This window comes from Nocardia sp. NPDC058518 (assembly GCF_042719655.1).
Taxonomy (GTDB): Bacteria; Actinomycetota; Actinomycetes; order Mycobacteriales; family Mycobacteriaceae; genus Nocardia.
In genome coordinates this window covers 67,578-89,053 of record NZ_JBHXNJ010000003.1, presented here as the reverse complement: position 1 = coordinate 89,053, position 21,476 = coordinate 67,578, and the positions used below count along the sequence as shown (strand labels likewise).

The 21,476-nt window shown below is 63.9% G+C and carries 28 protein-coding genes; 13 read left to right on the top strand and 15 right to left on the bottom strand.

The annotated features are described in order from the left end of the window. Positions 1-46: 46 nt before the first annotated feature. The 3 genes from ACFWPX_RS07470 (at position 47) to ACFWPX_RS07460 (ending at position 1,274) form a co-directional block, all read left to right on the top strand. Positions 47-229: a hypothetical protein gene (locus tag ACFWPX_RS07470; RefSeq protein WP_378926654.1), complete on the top strand. Its 183-nt coding sequence runs from the start codon at positions 47-49 to the stop codon at positions 227-229. Between the two features lie 111 nt (positions 230-340). Next, positions 341-817 carry a DUF1772 domain-containing protein gene (locus ACFWPX_RS07465; RefSeq protein WP_378914367.1) on the top strand — a complete coding sequence of 159 codons (477 nt, stop codon included), beginning with the start codon at positions 341-343 and terminating at the stop codon, positions 815-817. Positions 818-875: 58 nt separating this feature from the next. Further along, positions 876-1,274 carry a PPOX class F420-dependent oxidoreductase gene (locus ACFWPX_RS07460; RefSeq protein WP_378926653.1) on the top strand — a complete coding sequence of 133 codons (399 nt, stop codon included), beginning with the start codon at positions 876-878 and terminating at the stop codon, positions 1,272-1,274. Positions 1,275-1,309: 35 nt separating this feature from the next. Here ACFWPX_RS07460 and ACFWPX_RS07455 read toward each other — a convergent pair whose 3' ends face one another. Beyond that, the gene (locus ACFWPX_RS07455) at positions 1,310-1,750 is read right to left on the bottom strand and encodes an SMI1/KNR4 family protein (RefSeq protein ID WP_378926652.1); all 441 of its coding nucleotides are present in this window, start codon (positions 1,748-1,750) and stop codon (positions 1,310-1,312) included. A 187-nt stretch (positions 1,751-1,937) separates the two neighbouring features. Next, positions 1,938-2,567: a winged helix-turn-helix transcriptional regulator gene (locus tag ACFWPX_RS07450; RefSeq protein WP_378926651.1), complete on the bottom strand. Its 630-nt coding sequence runs from the start codon at positions 2,565-2,567 to the stop codon at positions 1,938-1,940. A 59-nt stretch (positions 2,568-2,626) separates the two neighbouring features. Here ACFWPX_RS07450 and ACFWPX_RS07445 point away from each other — a divergent pair, with 59 nt between their 5' ends. Beyond that, positions 2,627-3,538 carry an alpha/beta fold hydrolase gene (locus ACFWPX_RS07445; RefSeq protein ID WP_378926650.1) on the top strand — a complete coding sequence of 304 codons (912 nt, stop codon included), beginning with the start codon at positions 2,627-2,629 and terminating at the stop codon, positions 3,536-3,538. 1 nt (position 3,539) lies between these two features. On the opposite strand, the gene ACFWPX_RS07440 is transcribed toward ACFWPX_RS07445, so the two are convergent. From ACFWPX_RS07440 to ACFWPX_RS07430, 3 genes are all read right to left on the bottom strand, one after another. Continuing rightward, positions 3,540-4,004 (bottom strand): polyketide cyclase, encoded by a 465-nt coding sequence (locus tag ACFWPX_RS07440; RefSeq protein ID WP_378926649.1) that lies wholly within the window; start codon positions 4,002-4,004, stop codon positions 3,540-3,542. A gap of 74 nt (positions 4,005-4,078) precedes the next feature. Then, the gene (locus ACFWPX_RS07435) at positions 4,079-4,468 is read right to left on the bottom strand and encodes a hypothetical protein (protein WP_378926647.1); all 390 of its coding nucleotides are present in this window, start codon (positions 4,466-4,468) and stop codon (positions 4,079-4,081) included. Positions 4,469-4,505: 37 nt separating this feature from the next. After that, complete coding sequence (locus tag ACFWPX_RS07430) at positions 4,506-4,964, bottom strand: hypothetical protein (RefSeq protein WP_378926646.1); 459 nt, start codon at positions 4,962-4,964, stop codon at positions 4,506-4,508. A gap of 1,153 nt (positions 4,965-6,117) precedes the next feature. Here ACFWPX_RS07430 and ACFWPX_RS07425 point away from each other — a divergent pair. Beyond that, complete coding sequence (locus ACFWPX_RS07425) at positions 6,118-6,459, top strand: DUF5713 family protein (RefSeq protein WP_378926644.1); 342 nt, start codon at positions 6,118-6,120, stop codon at positions 6,457-6,459. Positions 6,460-6,690: 231 nt separating this feature from the next. Here ACFWPX_RS07425 and ACFWPX_RS07420 read toward each other — a convergent pair whose 3' ends face one another. Then, a complete protein-coding gene (locus tag ACFWPX_RS07420; protein WP_378926643.1) occupies positions 6,691-7,359 on the bottom strand; it encodes a hypothetical protein in 669 nt (222 codons plus the stop codon). Positions 7,360-7,441: 82 nt separating this feature from the next. Next, a complete protein-coding gene (locus ACFWPX_RS07415) occupies positions 7,442-8,494 on the bottom strand; it encodes an ADP-ribosylglycohydrolase family protein (protein WP_378926642.1) in 1,053 nt (350 codons plus the stop codon). Positions 8,495-8,710: 216 nt separating this feature from the next. On the opposite strand from ACFWPX_RS07415, the gene ACFWPX_RS07410 reads away from it, so the two are divergent. Then, positions 8,711-9,058 (top strand): hypothetical protein, encoded by a 348-nt coding sequence (locus ACFWPX_RS07410; RefSeq protein ID WP_378926641.1) that lies wholly within the window; start codon positions 8,711-8,713, stop codon positions 9,056-9,058. A gap of 103 nt (positions 9,059-9,161) precedes the next feature. Here the strand turns inward: ACFWPX_RS07410 and ACFWPX_RS07405 are convergent, their stop codons facing one another. From ACFWPX_RS07405 to ACFWPX_RS07395, 3 genes are all read right to left on the bottom strand, one after another. Next, complete coding sequence (locus ACFWPX_RS07405) at positions 9,162-9,632, bottom strand: hypothetical protein (RefSeq protein WP_378926640.1); 471 nt, start codon at positions 9,630-9,632, stop codon at positions 9,162-9,164. A gap of 260 nt (positions 9,633-9,892) precedes the next feature. Next, positions 9,893-10,411 carry a ferredoxin gene (locus ACFWPX_RS07400; protein ID WP_378926638.1) on the bottom strand — a complete coding sequence of 173 codons (519 nt, stop codon included), beginning with the start codon at positions 10,409-10,411 and terminating at the stop codon, positions 9,893-9,895. 204 nt (positions 10,412-10,615) lie between these two features. Beyond that, complete coding sequence (locus tag ACFWPX_RS07395; RefSeq protein ID WP_378926636.1) at positions 10,616-11,047, bottom strand: hypothetical protein; 432 nt, start codon at positions 11,045-11,047, stop codon at positions 10,616-10,618. A gap of 843 nt (positions 11,048-11,890) precedes the next feature. On the opposite strand from ACFWPX_RS07395, the gene ACFWPX_RS07390 reads away from it, so the two are divergent. The 4 genes from ACFWPX_RS07390 (at position 11,891) to arfB (ending at position 14,051) form a co-directional block, all read left to right on the top strand. Further along, positions 11,891-12,298 (top strand): PPOX class F420-dependent oxidoreductase, encoded by a 408-nt coding sequence (locus ACFWPX_RS07390; protein ID WP_378926635.1) that lies wholly within the window; start codon positions 11,891-11,893, stop codon positions 12,296-12,298. A 74-nt stretch (positions 12,299-12,372) separates the two neighbouring features. Beyond that, entirely contained in the window at positions 12,373-12,723 is a 351-nt protein-coding gene (locus ACFWPX_RS07385; protein ID WP_378926634.1) for an HNH endonuclease, read from the top strand. 174 nt (positions 12,724-12,897) lie between these two features. Beyond that, on the top strand, positions 12,898-13,515 hold the full coding sequence (locus ACFWPX_RS07380) for a hypothetical protein (RefSeq protein WP_378926633.1): 618 nt from the start codon (positions 12,898-12,900) through the stop codon (positions 13,513-13,515). Between the two features lie 107 nt (positions 13,516-13,622). After that, on the top strand, positions 13,623-14,051 hold the full coding sequence (gene arfB, locus ACFWPX_RS07375; protein WP_328402264.1) for an alternative ribosome rescue aminoacyl-tRNA hydrolase ArfB: 429 nt from the start codon (positions 13,623-13,625) through the stop codon (positions 14,049-14,051). 92 nt (positions 14,052-14,143) lie between these two features. On the opposite strand, the gene ACFWPX_RS07370 is transcribed toward arfB, so the two are convergent. Genes ACFWPX_RS07370 through ACFWPX_RS07360 form a run of 3 tightly spaced genes read right to left on the bottom strand, consistent with a single transcriptional unit; the run spans position 14,144 to position 16,704 of the window. Continuing rightward, on the bottom strand, positions 14,144-15,265 hold the full coding sequence (locus tag ACFWPX_RS07370) for a saccharopine dehydrogenase NADP-binding domain-containing protein (RefSeq protein WP_378926631.1): 1,122 nt from the start codon (positions 15,263-15,265) through the stop codon (positions 14,144-14,146). A 54-nt stretch (positions 15,266-15,319) separates the two neighbouring features. After that, on the bottom strand, positions 15,320-16,555 hold the full coding sequence (locus ACFWPX_RS07365; protein WP_378926629.1) for a M20/M25/M40 family metallo-hydrolase: 1,236 nt from the start codon (positions 16,553-16,555) through the stop codon (positions 15,320-15,322). Further along, positions 16,552-16,704 (bottom strand): hypothetical protein, encoded by a 153-nt coding sequence (locus ACFWPX_RS07360; protein ID WP_378926628.1) that lies wholly within the window; start codon positions 16,702-16,704, stop codon positions 16,552-16,554. Before ACFWPX_RS07360 ends, ACFWPX_RS07365 begins: the two co-directional genes overlap by 4 nt. A 53-nt stretch (positions 16,705-16,757) precedes the next feature. Here ACFWPX_RS07360 and ACFWPX_RS07355 point away from each other — a divergent pair, with 53 nt between their 5' ends. Then, on the top strand, positions 16,758-17,375 hold the full coding sequence (locus ACFWPX_RS07355) for a TetR/AcrR family transcriptional regulator (protein WP_378926627.1): 618 nt from the start codon (positions 16,758-16,760) through the stop codon (positions 17,373-17,375). A 53-nt stretch (positions 17,376-17,428) separates the two neighbouring features. Beyond that, on the top strand, positions 17,429-17,833 hold the full coding sequence (locus ACFWPX_RS07350; protein ID WP_378914384.1) for a hypothetical protein: 405 nt from the start codon (positions 17,429-17,431) through the stop codon (positions 17,831-17,833). A gap of 117 nt (positions 17,834-17,950) precedes the next feature. On the opposite strand, the gene ACFWPX_RS07345 is transcribed toward ACFWPX_RS07350, so the two are convergent. Continuing rightward, positions 17,951-18,160, bottom strand: coding sequence for a hypothetical protein (locus ACFWPX_RS07345; RefSeq protein ID WP_378914385.1), 210 nt, complete (start codon positions 18,158-18,160; stop codon positions 17,951-17,953). A 355-nt stretch (positions 18,161-18,515) separates the two neighbouring features. Then, on the bottom strand, positions 18,516-19,175 hold the full coding sequence (locus ACFWPX_RS07340) for a TetR/AcrR family transcriptional regulator (protein WP_378926625.1): 660 nt from the start codon (positions 19,173-19,175) through the stop codon (positions 18,516-18,518). A gap of 227 nt (positions 19,176-19,402) precedes the next feature. Here ACFWPX_RS07340 and ACFWPX_RS07335 point away from each other — a divergent pair, with 227 nt between their 5' ends. After that, positions 19,403-21,403 (top strand): CocE/NonD family hydrolase, encoded by a 2,001-nt coding sequence (locus tag ACFWPX_RS07335; protein WP_378926624.1) that lies wholly within the window; start codon positions 19,403-19,405, stop codon positions 21,401-21,403. Positions 21,404-21,476 lie beyond the last annotated feature (73 nt).

The following is a 21,476-nucleotide window of genomic DNA, read 5'->3' as shown; positions in this document are numbered from 1 at the left end:
GGCACCCCTGAGTCCTGCCGCAAGCAGGTTTTCGCGTGCTCACGTCGTGCTTCGGCCGGATCTGCCCGAAGGCGCGGACAGGCTGCCTGCCGAGGCATTCTGGTCCGATCTCGTCGAACAGTTCGCGTGCGAGCAGCCCGACAGGATCACCCGGGCACACCTCGTCGACGACTACGAGTACTACACGGGCACCCTCGAAGACTTCCGTCAGCTCTACGGCGAGGCATGAGGGTCCGCCACGGCGGCGATCTGAAATCTAGCAGCGCTAGACAGGCCGATGGGCAAGTGTTACCGTTGCTCCAGTTTCTAGCGATGCTAGATAGTAGGAAGGGAAGCCGAAATGCTCATTGTCACCGGCCAGATCATCGCCGCCGTCGCCGTTCTCGCCAACGCCATCGTCTATGGCACCGATGTCTGCGGGGCCGTGATCATGCGGTCCGTGTACCGCAAGCTCGATGACGCGACCGTGACCGTGAGTGCGGGCTGGGGCCATTACTACGGCGACAAACGCATGCCGGTCTTCGGGGTGGGCGGTGTGGTCACCGCGGTGCTCACCCTGGTGATCGCGATCGCGGCCGGCCGGATCGGTGCCGCTGTCGCGGCAGGGATCACGGTGGCGGCACTGCTCACCTGGCTCGCCTTCTACGTTCGCATCGCGAAACCGATCAATACCCAGCAGACCGCCGCTGCCCAGACCGGCATCATTCCGGCCGATGCCCGTGCGCTGCAGGACAAGTGGGACAGCATTCTGAAGTACCGGGTCACCCTGCAGTTCATCGCCATCGCAGGCCTGTGCGCCGCGCTGATCCTGTTCTGATCTCCGAGCACGCGGTGCGGGGCGCACCTGAAATCGAATTCACCGAGGAGTAATCGTCATGACCTTCACCATCAATGAACAGCAGTTCCTCGCGGAGGCCGGGATCGGCCGACTGGCCACGGTGTCACCAGAGGGCGTTGTGCAGAACAACCCGACCAACTATCGGGTGAACGCCGACGGCACGATCGATATCGGGGGCATGCGGATGCGGGCCAGTCGAAAGTATCGCAATGTGGAGGCGGGCAGCCGGGTGTCGTTCGTTATCGACCAACAGGTTTCCTTGGAGCCCTACGTGATTCGCGGGATCGAGGTACGCGGGAAGGCCGAGGTGCTCGATGACGAGGAACCACCGTTCCCGCACCAGGAACGCACGATCATCCGAATTCATCCCGAACGGATCATCTCCTGGGGCATCGACGGCGGGTCGTTCGACTTCGCCGGTCGCGGCGCCGAGTAGCCGGGCATCGTGGGCGCTCGAGGGTGGCGGCGCGGTCACTTGTACCAGCTGTCGCCCTCGGCGCCTGCTCGCCGTTGCAAGTAGTCGGTCAACGAACCGGCAACCCACTTGCGGTCATCGGTTTCGTGATCCCATACATACACGCCGGTGTTGTGTCCCGATGGCAGTCGGACGTAGGCGAACTGGTCACCACCGCCGTTGTCGCCGAAGAACATCAGCTGGTCGAAGGACATGTACAGCTCCGCGAATTCGGCATCACGACGGAACTGGGTGTTCTGATCGATGATCTCCTCGACCGACCACACCAGCCCGGATCCCCACTCGGCCTGCACACCGTTCGTGTGCCGCAGCAGATCTCGCAACTCGTTCGGCACGGCCTGCCCCAAACGCCCCTCGGCCTGGTCTATCTCCGTGCCGGAAGCTTCCGGTCCGAATTCCGCATCCTCATAGAGTTCTCGGATCGGGTCCTTCCACATTCGCCGATCTTGCCACGCGGTGAACGTTGTTGAACCCGTGGCTCTTACGGCGACTGCCCATTCCGTGCGACTTCGATCATCACACCGCAGCACGCCTGGACGGCACCCGCCGGCTCGGACCGATCCCGCGCACGATCCGGTATGCGTTGGGCGACAACAGATGCTGCCACTGTGCGGAGCGGCCCGGTCAGGCGGCGAAGACGGTGCGGACGACGGACTCGTCGCCGTCGATCTCGACTAATCCGAGGACGAGGGCGTCGCTGAGGGGGAGGGCGCCCGCGGCGAGGCCGAGGATGTAAGCGGGGTCGGCGCGGACGGTCGCCTCGAGGTCGTGGCCGTCGTGTGGGCCGACCTCGAAGCCGGAGTGCGTCGCGCGGAGCTGGAGGGGCGGGCCGCCGATCTCGAGGCCGACCGTCGCCGAGGGGCGGACCTCGACCCGGGTGTCGAGCAGTGCGGGGACGGCGAGGGCGAGCCACCCGGGGCGGAAGGAATCATCGTCGGCTGGGCCGCGGACCATCAACGGGGTGGACCAGCGGATCAGGCTGTCGATCGGCTGGCGCAGCTCGGCGCCCCACGGCGTGAGGGCGTACTCGACGATGCTTCCCTCGCCGGCCAGTCGCCGCTCGACCACGCCGGCGGCCTCGAGGTCGCGGAGCCGGTCGGCGAGCAGGTTGGTCGCGATGCCGGGAAGGCCGTCGATCAGGTCGCGGTAGCGGGCGGGGGCGATCAGGAGCTGGCGGACGATGAGCAGGTTCCACCGGTCGCCGACGACTTCGAGAGATCGGGCGAGCCCGCAGTACTGGCTGTAGCTACGCATCATTTCCTACAATCGCTTGAAATTCTCAAGTGCGCGTGACATGCTCAAGCATACCTTCGATGCCGAGCTCAGAGGGGGCCACCATGGCCGATATCACCAAGAGTGTGCGGCCCGGCTGGGTCGACGACGATCTGTTCCCGTTCGAGAGCAGATTCGTCGATATCGACGGGCACACCGTGCACTACATCGACGAGGGGTCAGGTCCCACACTCCTGTTCCTGCACGGCAACCCGACCTGGTCATTCCTCTGGCGCGACGTGATCCGCGCGCTGCGCGACGACTTCCGGTGCGTCGCCCTCGACTACCCGGGCTTCGGGCTGTCGACGCCGAAGCCGGGCTACCGTCACCTGCCCGAGGAGCACGCGGACGTGGTCACCGGGTTCGTCGACACGCTCGCCCTCGACGAGGTCACACTGGTCGGGCAGGACTGGGGCGGCCTGATCGGCCTTGCGGTCGCGCAGCGGCGGCCGGGCGTCTTCGATCGGCTGGTGCTCGCCAACACCTGGGCGTGGCCGGTCAACGGCGTCCTCCACTTCGAGGCTTTCTCCCGCATCATCGGCGGACTCCCGAGCCGCTTCCTGATCCGGCGATTCAACGTCCTCGTCAACACGTTCATCCCCACCGGTCACCGCAGGCGGAAGCCGACAGCAGCCGAGATGACCCACTACCGCCGGGCGCTGGACACCCCCGGGCGGCGCCAGGCCTCCGCGGTACTCCCCGGCCGGGTCCTCGCCAGCCGGGACTTCTTCGCCGAAGTCGAGGCCGGCCTCACCGACCTCGCCCACCTGCCGACACTGATCGTGTGGGGCGACGCCGACATCGCCTTCCGCCCCCAGGAACGTGAGCGCCTGGAAGCGACGTTCACCGACCACGAGACCGTCATCGTCGAAGGCGCAGGCACCTATGTGGAATCCGACGCGCCCGAGGAGTTCGTCGCCGCGATCCGCGAATGGACCGCGACGCAGCCATGAACTATCTCTGGACGGTACGGGCGAGTATGCCGAGGGTGGCTCGTAGTGCCGACTCGGGAATGATCGGGAAGATAGCGGCCTCGCGGTAGCGCGGCGCGATCTTGCTCCAGTCGTAGTACGAGGTGACCAGTGTGCCGGTCTCGTCGGCCTCCAGGCGATAGCCGTACCGGTGCTCGATCGGCGGCTTGATGGTGCCCGAGATCGTCCATTCGAGCCGCTTGTCCTGCTCGAACTCGGTAATGATCACTGTCACATCGTATTTGCCCATCGGCAGGTCATTGAGCGACTCGCGGTCCATGTGCACGATGAACTCGTCGCCGACACCCGCGACAGGCTTTCCCTCCGCCGATTGCAGCATGCCCGAACTGTCGATGGCTACATGCCCTTCGGGGGAGCACAGCAGCGTGAAGATCTCCGAAGGTGACGCGGAGACATGCCGCTGGACCTCGAACCGTTCTACCGTCATGTCCTCCACCCTCGCACACTCGGTGTCGAGGCAGACTGTGTGCGAGCGCCGGAGCTGTGTCCAAGGTCAGGCGGTCACTCAGCTCGGCGATGGCTGTAGAGCGCCTCGGGCACGGCACGAGCCAACTTGCGCTGCAAACGGCGAAGAATATGGATGGTCTCCTCGTCCCTCAAGCCCGTGGTAGTCGACCACTCCACTCCTGACCCGAAAACATCACTGGCGAAAACGAACTCGGTGGCCACCAACGCTCGCCGCCAGTCTCGACCGCTCAGCGGTTCGTTGGCCGCCAGCGCCGAACGTATCCGCCGCTCCTGCTCACGCAGGTCGGCCACGCTCAGGAAGTCCATCGCGATCGCCAACGCCTCGGTACAGCGAGCCGGGCCGAACCATTCACCTAACCCGCGCCGCAGTACTTCACGCTCGGCCTCCGAAAGTTCAATCGCCACTAGGGGATCCGAATCCATTCACCAAGGGTATTCGTACTCGATGATCGCGCGGCCCTCAAGGTGGATACGAGCCGATTTCGGCGGTCCAATCGTCCGCCGCGGTCGACATGACCTCGGCATCGACCCGACACGAGATGACGAACGGATCGCCCGCACGGGCATGCCGTCGCCACGGCGGCGAGAACTCCAAATCCAGACCGATACTCAGATCGATCAGTGCCGCCTGGGCCGTGACGTAGGAGAAAGTCAAGTTCGGTTCCGTGAAACTAATTCGCGCACTTCGGCATTCGTTGTCGGTCGATATGTCCGACGCATGGTGAAGCCACTGCCCCAAGGCGACGGCGTCCTCCGGGGTCAACGCCTGCCAACGAAAAGGCCATGTTCCCTGCGGGGAGTGCGCAGTCCCGGTGATGACCAGCCAGCTGCGCCGCTGCTGTGGGTCAACGGCATCTGGGAATTGGTAACCCGCAACTCCCAGCTCTATGCCGTACCCATCACTTCCGATCAACCTCATCTGGCCGGCATTCCATAGCACCCCAGTCCGCGATACGACCCAAGAAGCGAACACAATTGACCGGTAATAGGGATTGCCGTGCACTCGAACGGCCCGAGATCATGTCGAGCCGTTGATTTTCGGGCCTGCGGTTCGAGCAGCGCGGCATGCGGCAATGCAGTGCGTTGGCGGCAGCATCATTGGTAGATCGAGAACGGCCACTCCGTGGATTCATCGTCGGCCGCTGTCGGCGGATCCGAGCAGGGCGTGGAGTAGAGCCCCCACCAGTCATAACCTGTTCCGTAGGACCATGCGCCGCCGTGCTTGTCCGCTACTCCGTGCCAGCACCAGTGGGCGGCGGTGACTTCGATCTGGCCCCAGGGCAACCGTTCACTCGGCCAAGGCCCAGGTATGCCTAGCTGGGCCACCTCGAACCCGCTCTGCTGGCGAGGGTGCAATCCAAGTCGTCGCAACGCGCCACTATGGATCTCGACCACAGTCCCTATGGGTGGCAGCGGGCCGGGACAGTCCGCTGGTGGATTCCACCAGCGGAACTCGTCTTCACGCAGTGGCGTCCAGTCGATGCCGCGCCGACGCAGTCAACCTGCCAGGAATCGGCGAGGTGGCAACTTCAGCCGAGTTCCGTACCAGCCGACAGTGATCCAATCTCTGTCGTACGGAAATTCTGCTGGGCGTGACTGTCCGGCCGAACCACGTGGCCAGTACATCGTAAGCATGGACATGTGCCAATCATGACCGATGAGGTCGCCAAGGCGAATACACGCACATCGACATTGTGGTGCGTACTGACCGACCTCCGGCTCGGCAGGCTTGGCAGGTCCGAACCGAACCGTGAGCGGCAGAAGCGGATGTTCGGCCGATGCCACGAAGATGATCGTAATTCGCCCGGACTCAGGTCCGGGAACGTCCACCAGACACGTCGGCATGGCTGCTTCGCTTAGCGCGCACAGTGGCATCTCTGTGCGTTCGAGGACACGATAGTTTCAGCGCGGCTATGCCGATCCTGGGGCGATAATGCGCTTCGTACCGTATGTGCATGTCGCTGACGCTCCGTGGTCAGTTCGGACAGCGGGTCAGAGAGCATCGGTGACGGCGCAGCTGTCGGTGGTGTCATGCATGATCGACGCGTCACACCGAGAGACGGAGAAGCGCCATGCCGATCACAAACCATCAGACCGAAGGGCATGCGTTCCTGCAAGAGATGTACGAGGACCCCTACTTTCCCGATGCCGTGCTCGACCAGTGCAGGGCGGTATTGCTGCGGCTGTGCGAGACGATCGAGGCGGAACGACCATCGGATCTGGCGACCCTGTACGTGCTTACCCAAGCCGCGACGGCGGAATTCAACGACCTGCAGGCGGAGTTCGAGGCGGCCGGTAGCGAAATCGAGACGGTCGCGCGCGAATTGATCGCCGACGATTTCTGCTTGATCGCCGCGGCTTACGGCTTCACGGAGGCGGATTCCGCGGAACTGATCGCCGGGCGAGACTGGTGAGCCGCGGGCATCAGGGCTCGAAACCGAATGAGTGAACTCGCCCACGGACGGCTGCGGCTACAACGGCCGGTGGGTCAAGAACCAGACAAACGCACTCAACTCGGCGTTACGGGATGTCCTGGGTCTCAGCGGTCTCGTCCGCCGAACGGGCGGTTCGCGGCAGTAAAGGATGCTCAGCGAAAGGTTTGTCCAATGGCCTGATCGCCCGGCGGCGACCAGTTCCTTTCGCTCTCAACCGATCGTCTGACCTACCACCAGACCTGGACCTAGGACTCGCACTACGACAGCCTCGATTGCCGGGCAGGGATGGCCGCCGTCGCCGAGCTTGTAGCCGACTGACACGAATGCCTGCACCGGGTGCACCGGGCCGTTGTCCGAATCAGCGAGCGTATTGGCGGACAACGGTCGATACTGTGGTCGGGCAAGTGCGAAGCAAGTCAACTGGATTCGGCTGTCCTCGCGCCAGAAGTGGTTCAGCACTTCGGGATTGCCGAACTCGAGCTGGTCGAAGACGATGGCGATGTCCTCGCGCCCGTACGGGGCGGTGGAGAGTGCGAGCGCGATATCCGACGAGTCGCTCCCTGTAGCCAGCACCCGACCCGCCTCCAGTGCCTGACCCCACGGCGGCACCTGTTTCTCCTCCCACCCGGTGCGTTCGGTGGTGTCGGTGGCCCGCACGCCGCCCACGGTCAGCGAACCGTCGCGGATACTCCATCGGATATCGCCGAGAATCCCGACATTGGGCAGCTCGGCATTGGCGGACAGGTCTCCGGCGACCAGCGTCCAGGGCGCGCACGCCACCTGGTAGCGAATCATGCTCGCCGCTAACTCGGCGAAGCCTGCCGCCTCCGGCAGGTATGCCTCGGACGGGGCGAGGAATTGGTCTGTCCAAATACCCATTCACAAGACCATGCCAGGCGCTGGGTACACACGGAACTCGGCAGTTGAGTGCGTTCGTCGGCTGGTGCCCCGGCCCTCGGGATCACGCGGGCCGCGGCATTACAGCGCGCTTTGAGGCGAGCGGTATAGCCGCGGTTGCCCATTCAGGTAGCAGCTCGCAACGCGCGAACCATTCGGGCGGCACTACCTCGCGGACGGGGCTGGCACCGATAATTCCGCCGATGATCGCGCACGTGGTGTCACTGTCACCACCTGCGGAGGCGGCTGTCCAGCACGAGTCGGCGAAATCATGCCCGTGGTGAGCCGCGACCCAGAGACAGAACGGGACGGTATCGAGCGCGGAGGTGTCGTGTCCGACTCCCAATTCCACAGCCGCAGTGACAGCATCGCGAACATCCTGGGCATCGGTGATCTTGTCTCGGACCGGACCGGTAGGCGTCCAGGCGGCGACCGTTTCGAGAAACTGACTACGATTTTGCTGCGGTTGCGTCGAGAACAAGGCAGCAGCGACAGCCACCGCGACCGCACCGGCTACAGCATCGGGGTGGGTATGAGTGACCACCGCCGACGCTGTCGCCTCTTCAACAACCCGGTCCAGGTCGTCAGCGAACCACGCACCCAGCGGCGCCACCCGCATAGACGCACCATTGCCCCAGGAACCCCGACTCTCACGTGCCTGTTGAGCGAGTTCATGCCAGTGATAACCCTTTTGGCGCATGAGCCGCAGGATCCGGCTCGTCCCGGGCCCGTATCGGCGATAGATGTCGTAATGCTCGGCGAAGGAACGGGCCAGCACTTCCTGCTCGATTCGACCGTGGGCACTGAGCACAGCGAAGATCGAGCACGCCATCTGCGTATCGTCGGTCCACAACCACGGCCCGGGCAACAGGGTTCGCGACCGCAACGCACTGTGATTGATCGCGTCGTCGAAACATGCCCCGAACGCGTCGCCTACCGCCAAACCACGCAACGAGGACAGTGCCCGTGCCCGTGCATCAGGGTTCATCCAGCCAGTCTGACAGTCGCTGCGACCACCGGCCGGAATCCGACGTTGCCCGAACGCAACGTAGACCACGTTCATGATGTCCTTGAGCCGCAACGGATCTAACCCGCCACTGCGGTCTGTGGCCAGCACTGTCAGCGCGGTATTCGGCACTATCGTGCGTTGGGCCAAGCCTCGGTGGCCGGCCGAACCGCGCGGGTTGCGGCAGACGCAGGACGTTCGCGACCACGCGGTAAGCGCAATACAGGATGTCCGTAGCGGTGACCGACGCTGGATCTGATACGTCGCGCATCATGCACGTAATCTCGCGAAGTGCACTCTGGTCGACGTTTCGAGAATCCTCCTGCGATGACTCATTCCGAGGTCATCGAGACGTTGGAACGGGCTTTGCGTGACCGAGCGGCCGAATCAGAGGCTGCGACTGCCCTGGTCGGGACGGCATTGAACTGCGAGGAAGCAGAGTTCGTCGAGCGCTGGTGCATTCAAGTCGGAACGCGGGCGGTTTCGGGTAGTCCGTTGCTGGGCCTCGCCGGTTTGTGCCTGGGACACACCGCTCGTCGTTTCGGACACCTCAGCGACGAAGCCCTCGGACTAGCGAAGGTGTTAGCGGTGCGTGCCGAAGCCGATCCTTCGGATGTTGACGGTCGGGCCCTGGACGGGTACGACGATGTCCGCAGCTTCTTGCATCTGTGGTGAGGAGTCATCCGCGAAAATCCGAGGTGGCTGCCCCTGACTTCGATGACATCACACTCGACAGGGGGGTGGACCTTGCTCACCGGTCAACGGCGATTTCAGCATGTCATTCGTGGGCGGCGATTGCGGCGTCGAGGCCCTGGACAGCTTTGTCGTACTGATTGCGGTCGAACAGAAATGGGCCGAATGCGGCGCAGTCACGAGTGGTGCGATACGGCTGTTCGAAGTGGTCCCACACGACAAGGTCGCCGGTCAAGGTTATGCGCGTTAGCAGCGGCCAGCAGCCCAAATCCCCGCAACTGCAAGCAAGTACGGGAGTCTTCTGTCCCATGGTGAGGGGAGAGGATCCGTGAAAATGCTCCATCGCTGACTCGAACCGGACGAACAGGGGTACGAGGCCACCGTAAGCGCCGCCCACAGGCTCCATGTCGGCGCTGATTTCGAAGGTGTCGATGAGATCGGTAAGAGGGATCGTATCGATGCGGGGCATGATCTGGTGGACATCGGTAGGTCCGGGCGGTCCTAGCTGATAATCGAACCCGATCTCGCTGATTGTTGTCAAACGGTTGCGCTGCAAGCGCTTTCGACCTCGGGTGATCGACCCAACACCCGCACGACGGTGCGCGTCGGGGGTCTGGGCCCTGCGGGGGATCACTGACTGAGGCGCACGACGCCCTTCCCAGTTGAAAGAATCACGGCGTCAATGTATCCAGCGCTCGCCCATCCCGCAACGGTGGAGGCTTTCTGAGGCGCAGCCCAGACGGGCGCTCATCGGCAGATGCGGACGTTCGTGACCGCGCGCCCAGCGGCAAAAGCGGATGTCCTGGAAGGACCTTGTTACAGGTTCGGCAGCGCGTCGTCGGCGGCCGGGTATCGACCGTTCTCCAACCTGAACACATACTCCCGCAGATCGGTTTCGACGTCGGTGGCCAGATAGGTGAGAAAGTCCCGGACGCCCTCTGCCGCATCGCCTGCCGGGGTGTCAGCGCCCTCCCTCGTGTACTCGGTGAGCAACTGCGCAAGGTGCTCGGCGACCCTGCCGCGACCACTCCACCACGCACGAACGGCCGCAGCAGTCCAACGCGAGTCCCCATCACAGGCGTAACCGTCGAACGGGTCGGCGTCCGCTGCCTCCAGCATGCATTCGACCTCAGCGGGCGACTTCGGCTGACGATAGACGAACTCGTTGTAGTACTCACCGCCGTAGAGCACGTGGCGCGGCGCGTGAATCCTTCCGGTCCAACAGGTATCGGTCTGCGCCGTGTAGAAGGGACCTGGCACGTTCATCCAATGCCGGTCCTGCCACTTGTCACCGTGGTAGACAGAATCGTTGAGATCGCGCTGAACCGAAGTCATCGGATCCCAGCGTCGCGGTAGGTCGCTCACGACACCAGCATTCCCTATTACGCGGCACGCGAGCGATGAGTGCCAGCCTTCGGACATCACGCTCTGCATGCGCGCGCATTACTGCATTCGGCCGACGGCGGCCTGGCCGGTCCGAGCAGGCTTGCAAGCGGCATGAGCGGACGTTTGAAAAGTCCTGACCCGAGAGTCGAGATTTCAACCGCGGCAGTCGAGTAGCTCGGTCAAGTAGTGGGCGCGGTCCTGCTCGCCGAAGTCACGAAGCGCACCGGCGAGCTTGAACCCGAGGTTGTCTGCATCTGGATCCTCGAGGCAGTTGTAGATCCAGTTCAGCGTGAACTGTGTGACTCCGGTGTCACTGACTGCGCGGACGTCATCGAGACGCATACCTTCGCCATCGATGACGCACCGGACACCGGAACATGTCTTGGCAAGTAGTTCGGCTAGGTACACCGAGTACGCCAACACCTTGACCGCGCGGAGGGAAGGTTCTTCGTCGGGGTCTTCGGCCATCGATTCGACGACTCCCTGAACGAAAAAGACGCTCGGATCGGTCCCGTCGAGGTTGGCATCTTCTCCTCTGGCCCAGTCGAGGAATCGATGTGCTTCGGCCAAAAGTTGATCACTCACGACGGCATCGTATGCGGCGGGACCGACGCACACGTTTTCACGCTCATCGGCATGAGTGGACGTTCGTGACTGCACGCCCTGTTGCACTTCAGGAGGGGTACGTCCCGAGCGAACCCAACTGATTCGGTATGCGTGGTCCGTTGAGAGCGTGTCTCATGTCGTTGTGGTTCGTTTCGGCGGAACATCGTGATCGGTTGTGCTGCAACACTTCTGATGTGGACGATATGTCGCGGCGGCTGGTTTCTCGGCCAGCGGACTCATCCGCACGGGTCTGGACTCTATGAAATTATCGTTGCATGGCTGACCGGTTAGGCAGTGTGATCAAGTACCCCGTCGACGACCAGGGAAGATTCAGCCTTCTCATCTCAGAAGGCGCCTACGAGTCGTGCGAGTTGATCGAGCCGGCTGATCGACGAGGAACTCGAGGCACGATTTCGTCTGGATCGACTTACCCGCCTGGACAAGATTGACTTTTGTCAGGCGATCTTCGTCGACGGACTAACTACGCCTCCTGCAAGGTTGAGAAACCTGTCGCCGCCCACCTATCCTTCGCGAGCTTCTTGTGGGGCGACCTCACCCTCGACGACCCGGTTGGCGCAAGCGATAGTCAACAGGCGATGATGCGCTTTAGCGGATGTCCCATGTCGTAGGTGGGTTGTCGCGATCTGACCGGAATCTGGTGTGGTGCATGATGTTCGGTCGCGACCGACAAATTGTCGTCGCGTTTGGTTCCTGATGCACTTCTGCGCCTTCCTCACCCTCGCGGCGACGTTGACCTGCTACAAGAAGCTGGCGAAGGCCCGATCGGCGACATGAGACACGCTCTAGGGATAATCCGATGGTATGAGCTTCACCGATGCCGAAGTCGGCTACCTCCGGTCACAACCGCTCGCTCGCCTCGCCACCCGCACCGCGGACGGACAGCCCGACGTCGTCCCGGTCGCGTTCGAATTCGACGGAACCTACTTCTGGGTTGGCGGTGGTGCGACCTTCCCCAGGACGCGCAAGGCACGCAATGTCACGGCGGGCAACGGCGAGGTGGCACTGGTCGTCGATGACCTGCTGTCGCTCGACCCGTTCATCGCCCGCGGCCTGCGCGTCTACGGTCGCGCCGAACCGCCAGTCGAGCGAACAGGCATGGTGGGACCTGGTTACTACCTACGAATCACACCCGTGCAGTCCTGGAGTTGGAATCTCGCCGGGGAGCCGGCCGGCGATCAGTGGTACGACACCCACCACACCTGGCATTGACGAATCCAGTGGGTAGAGCCCAACTGTGCTCGCCTCCGACCTGTCGACTATCGCGACGCGTACTGTCACCCCTCGTGCCGACTGGTGGTAGCAAACAGGTTCGCGCCGCGCGCAAGCGCAAGAAGCGGATGGCTCAGGTCACCCACGACCTCACCGACGCGCAGTGGGACGCGCTCAAGACGTCGTGGGGCGGGTGCGCGTATTGCGGCGCCCCGGTCACCTCGCTGCAGAAGGACTGCGTGCAGGCTATCTCGCGCGGCGGTCGCTACACGCTCCGCAATGTCGTGCCCGCGTGCGGCTCATGCAACGCCAGCAAGTGCAATGCCGAGGTGACCGGCTGGCTGCGGCGCAAAAAGCTCGACGAACGCTCGTTCCTCGTGCGCCACTACGAGATCGCCGCCGAGCTGACTACCCGGTTCGCCTAGGTCATGTCTCTCGATCGAGTCCGCTCCCGCAGGGTCCCGGCTCCATGGTCGGTATCGAGCAACGGCTCGCGTTCGGTGGGTGGCCGACAACGCTGTGGAACGATGATGCAAGGCGCCGGAACTGATGGTTTGCTCTAGGTGCTAGCCGAACACGAAGCGCCGCAAGGGGGACCGATGGATTCCAAACGCACCGGCCGCGTAATGACGCTGCGAACAGCGACATCGGCAGTGGTGGTCGCGATAGCTGTGGCGATGGCAGCTACTGCATGTGACATCCCCCGGATCTCCGACTTCAGCGATGGGTGCAAGAAGCTGTCGAATGCGGACGTCATCGATGTGTTCGACGCAGGAACGACGGTTGACGGGTTCAATTACCGGCCCTCGCCTTCCGGCGATTCGGCCCCGCACCTGGACAGCAACGTGCTGGCGGAAGGAGACATCTGCGCTAGATATGTCAGCGGATGGAAGGACGGCGATCGCGTGGGCAACAGCATGGTGTACGCGAGGACGCAGACCGGAAGCGATGCGCCAGCTGTTTTTCAGCGTGAGCGGGCAAAATCCCTCACCCGCGACCCCAACGAGGCGCAAACGCTGAGAGCCTTCTACTTGTACGACATCCGGTACGGCGACGAAGCGTTCTGCACTGTCACCAAGGACGACGACGACCCCGCTAACGGCGTGCTGGTGCGTTTCGGCGACAAGGTGGTGTACGTCGATGTCCCCCCTATCAGCACCCTGACCGAAGGGCAGAACTGCGATCGGGCTCGACAGCTTGCCGACGAACTCCGCTAGGACAGGTCTCCAAGCATCGCTATCATGAACGACAAGGTCAGCATTCAGTCGCAGCTGGACCGACCTGGCCAAGTCGACTCGCGAATGGGAAAGAGCGGCGTCGGATCATGGCAGAGGACCTGACCGTGACTCGGGTGCTGGTGATACCCGCGTCCGAGTTGCGTGAGCGGTTCTCCCGGTCGTCCGGTCCGGGCGGACAGCACGTCAACACCACCGACAGCCGGGTAGAGCTGTCGTTCGACCTCGCCAACTCGCCCTCGGTGCCGGAGTGGCTGCGCACCCGGATGCTCGACCGCCTGGCCACCCGCCTGGTCAACGGGGTGCTCACGATCGCCGCGTCGGAGCAACGCGCACAGTTGCAGAACCGCGCGGCCGCCCGCGAACGCCTGGCCTCGTTACTGCGTGACGCCGCGGCCGCCCCGCCACCTGTTCGCCGCGCGACCAAGCCCTCGCGTGGAGCGAAAGAACGTCGCATCTCCGCGAAGAAGCGGCGCGGTGTCACCAAACGCAACCGCCGCGCATCTCCTGACGACTAGCCGACGGCAGCGCCACGGGTCGGGGGATCGGCGGCACAATCGTTGTCAAAGGGCTCGTGCCCCACTCCGCGGCGACCGACCTGCTGGTCACGCTAGACGAAACCGCCTTCCGCAGGGCCTAGGTGGTACGAAAGGCCCTGCGCAGCTAGCCCGTTGAGAAAGGTGTTCGGTTCGACTACTTGCGCAGGGGCTAACGCACCGGTTGCCTCGAATGAGTCTTGGAGGGTGAGCTCGGCGATTCTGGCAGCGATCGGTGCGGTGATGTCAAAGATCCCCTCGGCGGCGAGGTTTGCTGTTCGCACGATCGAGTCGGTCCGGATTGTGATCGCGATCCGGAAGCGGGTGGGATCGTCATCGATCCTGTCGTGTGAGGAGCCGGTCGTGGCGCTCAAAACCTTTCTCACAAGTGGAGCGACCGGGCTGCGCAACCCTTTTCCGATCGCTCTGGTCAAGGTCGGCGCGAGTCGGTCCGGAACTCTTGTTTTGAACGTGGACGTCGTCATCGATGTCCGGATGCGGTCGATGCTCAGGTGTCGTGGGAGGGTGAGGACTTCCGGTGCGGGGTAGGTGAAAGTGCGCTGTATTCCCTGCGGTCGGCCGAAGTCGGCCGTGCCATAGGCGGGCGTCGCGACGTCGATGAAGCCGTGATCGAACTGGGTGATGGGTTCGCCGATGCCGCGCAGGAAATTGGTGTAGGCGGCGCCACTGGGGATCCAGCCGGTGATGTCGTAGGCGATGTCAACCGTGTCGATGTGGTCGAAGTCGGCGGCGGTGATCGACGCGAGCATGTCGGCGAGCGCCGCATAGAACGCTGCGGAGGGAATCACCGCGATCCCGGCGCGGACGGCGGGTTCGTGCAGGTTGTCGAAAGCGAAGCGGATCGAGCTCTGCTCGCCGCTGATGTCGACATAGTGGGTTCGCGTGGCGATGGCGGCGCGAGCGATCGGTTCGCACGTCTCGACGAACGAACCCGCGGCGTTGACGACGGTGGTCACTGTGGCGCAAATGGCCTCTAGCCGAGGACGATCGGTCAATTCCACCACCTCGATCGGAACGGGCCGACCCAACGCGGCGGTGAGGGCGGTGAGCTTGTCGCGGTCGCGGCCGACGCAGACAACGTCACGGCCCGCGCCGAGCAGTTCGCGAACTATCTGTCTGCCGGTGTAGCCGGTCGCTCCGAAGACGGCGACCTCGTTGGCGCGGTAGCCAGGCATTGGATGACTCCTTCTGACGTAATGGTGGTGAACGCGACGGTTGTTGTTCGATGCTCAGACACCGTGGACGGGGCGACCCCCGATGCGGGTCCGGCCGTGTTCTGTCGCCCACGTCTGCGCGATGTGTCCGGTCAGTCGCGCTGCGTTGTGCACGGTGGTCCAGTCGACGTTGTCGACTGTGTCCGAGGGTTGGTGCAAGTTACTGATCCATCCGTTCTCGACTGACAGCAGCGACACCGTCGGTAGGCCGGCGACGGTCATCACGGCGGCGTCTGTCGCGTTAGGGATGGCGATTTCGTCGATCGGAATGTTCAATTCGGCCGCGGCCTGCAGCGCCCGGTCGACGGCGCCGGCGTGGGAGCGGTTCGTCAGCCCCTCGCGGCGGGCAACGCCGAGCGGGCCGTGACTGCCGACCGCATCGAGATTGACGACCAGCGTGTTTGCCGGGTCGAGGTGTCGTCGTGTCTTGTGCAGCCAGTCCCGGATGCCGCCGTTGGCGGCTTCCTCGCCACCAGGAAACACGATCACGACAGTGGTGTCGGGCAGCGGGTCGAGCACCAGCCGGCGTGCCACCTCGAGGACCGCCGCCACACCGGAAGCGTTGTCATTGGCGCCCGGCGCTGTCGGGCTGCGCATCGACTGGATCATCAATGCGGCACTGGTCGCCATGATCACCCCGGCGGCGGCGCGAACCTTTCGGGAAGGCATCGCTGCCGCCGCCAACGCCGCCAATGGCATCGCGTGGCTCGGGAGCGCGCGGCCGGTCGACTTCGCCAACAAGCGGCTGCCTGCGACCGCATGCGGATGCCAGACCATGCCCATGTGCGCGGCGTCGTGGTGGGCGGCGAGCACCAAGGTTCGCCGGGGCGTTCCCTCGGCGGGGATCCTGGCCCACACGGAAGTTCCGCGGCGGGCAGGCAACAATCGCTTCACCACATTCAGGCGACCGGAGACCTCCAGCTCGTAGGCCGCAGCCACCGCTGCTCCGGCCACCCGCGCGGCAGGATGCGACAGCAGTGCCAGTTCCGCCCCGACCGCAAGATATGCCAGATGCGCTGGTGCCCAGGATGATTGAGTACGGAATGTCGTAGTAGTGATGTCCTTCGCGCCGATCTCGGCTAGCCGGTCGGCGAGGTAGTGCGCGGATTCGCGTTCACCCCGGCCAATCGTGCGTCGGTCCAAACCGACGAGTTGTTCGACGTCGCGACGCAGTCGCACGGCGGCCTCGGCGGGCACTTCGTGGTCGGTGAAATCGTTTGACGCACTGGGTGTTCGCGTAGTGGGGGTCATCGCAGGGTGCCTTTCTTCGGGTTCGGGTTCCGGGCCGCGCCGGTGGCGGCGATGAACGAGACGAGTTCACGGGCGAGGGTGTCGGGTTGGTCCTCGCTGACGAATGTGTAGGCATGCCATGCCGCCTCCAGACACCTTCGTCCGATCATTGACAGAGTCGCGCTCTGTTACCGAGTCATGGTCTGCGAGTATGGTCGGCTCTATGAGTGACGTCAAGCCCCGCCGCCGCGACATCAGTGCGGCCCTCACCAGAACGGCAGTGCTGGACGCGGCACGGACCCTGTTCATCAGCAAGGGTTTCGAGACGACCTCGATCGACGAGATCGCCCGCGCCTCGCAATCCAGCAACGGCGCCGTGTACCACCACTTTCGGGACAAGCAGGAGATCTTTGCCGAGCTCTTCCGCACCAGCCAGGCGTCGATCATGCAAACCGCCGTCGCTGCCATGCCGTCCGACGCCACCGCCTGGCAACGCGTCGAACAGGCCACCCGCGCTTTTCTGCGGAGCTATGTCGACGATGACGACGCCAGGACCCTGCTGAGGCAGGCGATCAGCGTGCTCGGATGGGACCGTGTGCGCGAACTCGACGAAGAATTGTCGCTGCCACTGATCCGGGCAACCCTGACCGAGGCCATGCGAACCGGCGAAGCCAAACCCGTCCCCGTCTCCGCCGCCGCTGACATCCTCTTCAGCGTCTACTGCAACGCGGTCCTGGTCATCGCTGCCGGACACGACCCAGGCCGGACCGCCGACGACGTCGAAACCGTCATCGTCACCCTGCTCAGCGGATTGCGGGCCGACCCGGAACGGCCGGAATAGACACCCGCCGGTTTTCTCGACACTTCCGGCCGCGCAGATCGCAGCATGGCCGAATGGACGCAAGCGTCATGGGTGGCCTGAGTAACATCTTCGATCGCCCAGCGATCTTCCAGACAACATCGATTCAGGAGGTTCGAATGCTTTCTGCGAAGAGACTTGCTGCGAGTGCCGTCGTTGTTACCGCCACTGCTTCCGCTGCGCTCGTCGGTGTCGGCGGCGTAGCCCAGGCCGACGTGCCGGTGTGGCAGGCCAACTGTCACGTGTACAACATCTTCAACACCGGCGGGATGGCCAATTGCGAGCTGCCGACCTGGCATCAAGTGAAGCTCACTTGCGTTGCATGGCCTGTCCCGTTCGTCTACTGGAAGTACGGCCCCGCGCAGTACGGGCAGAACCAGTCCTGGGCCAGCTGCGACTCACTCAACGCATTGGTGGGGATCGAGGTTATCCAGGCGTAGGACGGCTCGGCTGACGACCGCGACATCCACTGTCCTCGCTTCGGTTGCTTCCAGGCATCGTTGCCGCCGGTGCGGAGCCGTACATCCCGGAACTTCTTGTGCCGCAGTGGCGTTGGATCAGCCGCGGTAGGTCCAGCCCTCCGGTCGCCAGGATGCAGGCATGTTCTCGCGCGCGTACTCGACCATGATCCGGATCAGCTCGGATCGGTTCGGCTCGCCCTGTTTGGTGAGCAGCTCCTCAGCGATGGCCTGGTCATCCAGGGCTGCGATCTGGTCGTCGGACATGCGCAATGCGAGCACTGGTCGACGTGGTCCGGGTCTGGGCATGAGGACTACCTCCGGGCGAACTCGATCAGAATGGCAGCGGCGACGACCAGTCACGCTACCGCGTGCAGTCCGGCGCAGAGAGGAATTGACCGATCCCTGCCCGCACATCACCGACCTGCACACCAGCCGACTGCGGGCCATGCACCAGGACTCCGAATACCGCGTGTTTTCCGACGGCGGCGACTAGCTACTGCTCAGCCGCACCGACTATTACGTCACCACTGTCACCGAATTCCTGCATCGCCAATCGATTAGCTAGCACCCAGCGCGAAGTGCCCGAGATGGTTTGTCGCGAAAACAAATTCGTGCCCCTGAACACTCCTCCGCCTGCCGGCCGCTGTGCCACGTCATGTTCTCAGCTGCTGGGGGAATTCTGGATGAGTGCGATGGATGCCGCGTAGAGGTCCGGGATCAGTTCGGGTAGACCTTCCGGGCCGTCTTCGTTGAGGCAATCGCGGATCCGGTCGTCGATTCCGCCGATCAGCAAGAGCATGATGCCCTCGGGCGGAGTGGTGTGCAGTTCTCCCTGTGCGACACCGCGGCGGTGCGCGCCGAGCATCCGGTTGGCGAACACCTTCTTCATTTCCACGCGGTGTCTGGCCAGTGCTGGTCCCACCGAGAGTGCTTCGACGTGCAGGGCACGTGCGATATCCGGTTCGGCGGACAACAGGGCCAGATACTCCTCCAGCGACTTGCGGAGCAGTACCTTCCAATCGGCGTCGCGAAAGGTCTCGAGCTTGGCGTTGAGCGCGTTGTCCACGACCTCGACGATCATCTCGAACGCGGCGACATAGCAGTCCTCTTTGTCGCGGTGCAGAACGTAGAAGGTACGGCGAGACACCTTCGCGCGCTTGACGATCTCGCTCACGGTCGTCGGCCCGTAGCCCAGTTCCGAGACCGCCTGCAACGCCGCCCAGGCGACTCGGCCGCGCTGTGAGGCGAGTACCTCGTCGCGGCTCATCGCGCTGGGTCCCGGTGGCAGCGGTTCCGAGGACGCCGGCGCGACAACACTCATACCCGCATCGTATCGAGGCCATCGTCGGCCTGCTCACGGTGTCCCAATGCGCTGTTCCCGCGCCCGAAGAGCTGTGACGTGTGTCGCTCATTGCGGCCGAATGTTAGGTACGTTACAGTTCCGATCTGATGGGAACGAGTGTGTACCTATCTTGGAGTGGAAGCGTTCAACGAAGGGCTGGTTGGGATTCGATGAGGTTGTTCTCCAGAAGGTGGTTGGCGGGGGCGGTGGTTGCCGCGACCACGATCGCCGTGTCGGCGCTGGTAGTGCCCGCTACACAGGCGCAACCCGATGGTGGCGCGCAGGGCGTGGCATGGACGGCGACCGCAGACGGCCCGCCGCTGTATCCGGGCATCCATATCGATTGGGATGTGCCGATCACGATGAGCGACGGCACAGTGATCAAGGCCAATGTCTACCGGCCGATGGATGCCTCCGGTCGCATCGTGGAAACTCCGACACCGACCATCCTCAACATGACGCCGTATACAAAACTGGCGTCGATGCTCGCCTCCTCGGCGTTGTCGATTCCGGTCCTCTACGACCTGTTCACCACAGTGATGAACCGGTTCAACCTGTTCAACCTCACCGGGACGCCGTTCTCCGGTATCGGTGATCTGATCGGTGTGACCTCCGGCGGGGCGGCCCGGCTGTTCTCGGCCGACGACAAACTGATCAAGAGCGGATACACCTATGTCGTCGCCGATATCCGGGGCACCGGCTTCTCACAGGGCACCTGGGATATGTTCGGCGAGCGCGAAACTCAGGACACCCTCGAGATGATCGACTGGGCCGCGAACCAACCGTGGTCGGACGGCAATATCGGCATGAGCGGGATCTCGCACTCGGGCATCAATCAGCTGCAAGCGGCTCAGCAGAATCCGCCCGCCTTGAAGGCGATCTTCCCCGCGGTGGGAGCCAGTGATCTGGTGCGCTCGTACGCGCTCCCGGGCGGTGCGGTCAATCCGGTGTTCACCCCGGCCTGGATGGCGGCGATCAACGCCGGGAAGTGGCTGCCCGACCTGGCATCGATCTTCAACGGCACGTTCGACTGGAAATGGCTCGCCGATCGAGCGGCCAGTCCCGCCACCTGGCTGGTGGAGTTGATCCAGGCCGTCTTCGTGTTCTCGGTGGACGCGATTCCACCGCATCTCGCCGAGCACTTGGCGCCGAACAGCGATCTGCGCGCGGGCATCGAACGGTCGGCCGACAAGATCAAGGTGCCCACCTTCCTCGTCGGCGGATATCACGACCTCTTCGGCCAGTCGCAGATGAAGAGCTACGAGCAGATCCCGCTGCCGCCGGGGCAGAAGCAGATCTTCATGAACGACGGCTACCACGTGTCGGTCGGCTCCGGCGCCGGCCGCCCCGGCGGGCCGCCCCGGCTGGATGTGTTGCAGCGCGCTTGGTACGACAAGTGGCTCAAGGGAATCGACAACGGTATCGATGAGTTCGGCCCCGCCACGCTGTTCCAGCAGGGCGGCGGCTGGACCAGCGGCGACTACCCGCTGCCGGGCATGACCCACACCCGGCAGTACCTGTCTCCGGTCCCCAGCGGCACCACCGGGATCGTCGCACACGACGGCTCCCTCACACCGGAAGTTCCGGTCGAAAAGGCCGACCTCACGGTCGCTCCCGGCCTTTCGACGCTGTGTTCGCGCGATGCGGCCCAGGCGACGGCGGGAGTGCTGGCGATCATCGACGGGTGTGCGAAGGACTCCAGGATCTCCGAGGTCGCGGCGCTGACATTCACCAGCAAAGCCGTCGACGCGCCGACCCTGGTCTCCGGGCCCGTGGCGGTGCATCTGAACACCGTCCACGACGTCACCGACGGCTACTGGAGCGTCACGCTCAATGATGTTGCCCCCGATGGCAATTCGAAGGTCATGACCTCCGGGCAGTTGACCGCCTCGCTGCGGGCGATCGACGAGGGCCGAAGCCGGAAGTCGGCTACCGGCGACTACATCGACCCCTATCAGTACCTGACCCTCGAAACTCGTCTGCCCACCGTCCCTGGCCAGGCGACAACCCTCGACATCGGCCTGACCGGCGTCCACGCTGTCCTGCAACCCGGGCACCGGCTCAGGGTCGACGTGTACGCGTCGAACATGCCCAAGGGCCTCCCGATACCCGCACTGCTGATCGAAACCCAGCTGCGTCCACAGCATCTGCTCCTCGATCCCAGCGCGCCGAGCTGGGTCAACATTCCGCTGAGTCGTCCTCTTTGACCGGCTGGCCAGGGCCGCGCGCCGGGGAGTGGTGGCGGCGGGCCCCCCCGGGGGGGGACCGATGCGCCCCTGC

Coding starts and splice junctions, on each gene's coding strand:
- ACFWPX_RS07355 (WP_378926627.1), top strand. CDS start 16,758: ATGAGTGACGTCAAGCCCCGCCGCCGCGACATCAGTGCGGCCCTCACC.
- ACFWPX_RS07350 (WP_378914384.1), top strand. CDS start 17,429: ATGGACGCAAGCGTCATGGGTGGCCTGAGTAACATCTTCGATCGCCCA.
- ACFWPX_RS07455 (WP_378926652.1), bottom strand. CDS start 1,750: ATGTGGAAGGACCCGATCCGAGAACTCTATGAGGATGCGGAATTCGGA.
- ACFWPX_RS07410 (WP_378926641.1), top strand. CDS start 8,711: ATGACTCATTCCGAGGTCATCGAGACGTTGGAACGGGCTTTGCGTGAC.
- ACFWPX_RS07430 (WP_378926646.1), bottom strand. CDS start 4,964: ATGAGGTTGATCGGAAGTGATGGGTACGGCATAGAGCTGGGAGTTGCG.
- ACFWPX_RS07450 (WP_378926651.1), bottom strand. CDS start 2,567: ATGCGTAGCTACAGCCAGTACTGCGGGCTCGCCCGATCTCTCGAAGTC.
- ACFWPX_RS07380 (WP_378926633.1), top strand. CDS start 12,898: ATGGATTCCAAACGCACCGGCCGCGTAATGACGCTGCGAACAGCGACA.
- ACFWPX_RS07425 (WP_378926644.1), top strand. CDS start 6,118: ATGCCGATCACAAACCATCAGACCGAAGGGCATGCGTTCCTGCAAGAG.
- ACFWPX_RS07365 (WP_378926629.1), bottom strand. CDS start 16,555: ATGACCCCCACTACGCGAACACCCAGTGCGTCAAACGATTTCACCGAC.
- arfB (WP_328402264.1), top strand. CDS start 13,623: ATGGCAGAGGACCTGACCGTGACTCGGGTGCTGGTGATACCCGCGTCC.
- ACFWPX_RS07440 (WP_378926649.1), bottom strand. CDS start 4,004: ATGACGGTAGAACGGTTCGAGGTCCAGCGGCATGTCTCCGCGTCACCT.
- ACFWPX_RS07370 (WP_378926631.1), bottom strand. CDS start 15,265: ATGCCTGGCTACCGCGCCAACGAGGTCGCCGTCTTCGGAGCGACCGGC.
- ACFWPX_RS07400 (WP_378926638.1), bottom strand. CDS start 10,411: ATGACTTCGGTTCAGCGCGATCTCAACGATTCTGTCTACCACGGTGAC.
- ACFWPX_RS07445 (WP_378926650.1), top strand. CDS start 2,627: ATGCCGAGCTCAGAGGGGGCCACCATGGCCGATATCACCAAGAGTGTG.
- ACFWPX_RS07435 (WP_378926647.1), bottom strand. CDS start 4,468: ATGGATTCGGATCCCCTAGTGGCGATTGAACTTTCGGAGGCCGAGCGT.
- ACFWPX_RS07460 (WP_378926653.1), top strand. CDS start 876: ATGACCTTCACCATCAATGAACAGCAGTTCCTCGCGGAGGCCGGGATC.
- ACFWPX_RS07360 (WP_378926628.1), bottom strand. CDS start 16,704: ATGATCGGACGAAGGTGTCTGGAGGCGGCATGGCATGCCTACACATTC.
- ACFWPX_RS07390 (WP_378926635.1), top strand. CDS start 11,891: ATGAGCTTCACCGATGCCGAAGTCGGCTACCTCCGGTCACAACCGCTC.
- ACFWPX_RS07465 (WP_378914367.1), top strand. CDS start 341: ATGCTCATTGTCACCGGCCAGATCATCGCCGCCGTCGCCGTTCTCGCC.
- ACFWPX_RS07420 (WP_378926643.1), bottom strand. CDS start 7,359: ATGGGTATTTGGACAGACCAATTCCTCGCCCCGTCCGAGGCATACCTG.
- ACFWPX_RS07340 (WP_378926625.1), bottom strand. CDS start 19,175: ATGAGTGTTGTCGCGCCGGCGTCCTCGGAACCGCTGCCACCGGGACCC.
- ACFWPX_RS07345 (WP_378914385.1), bottom strand. CDS start 18,160: ATGCCCAGACCCGGACCACGTCGACCAGTGCTCGCATTGCGCATGTCC.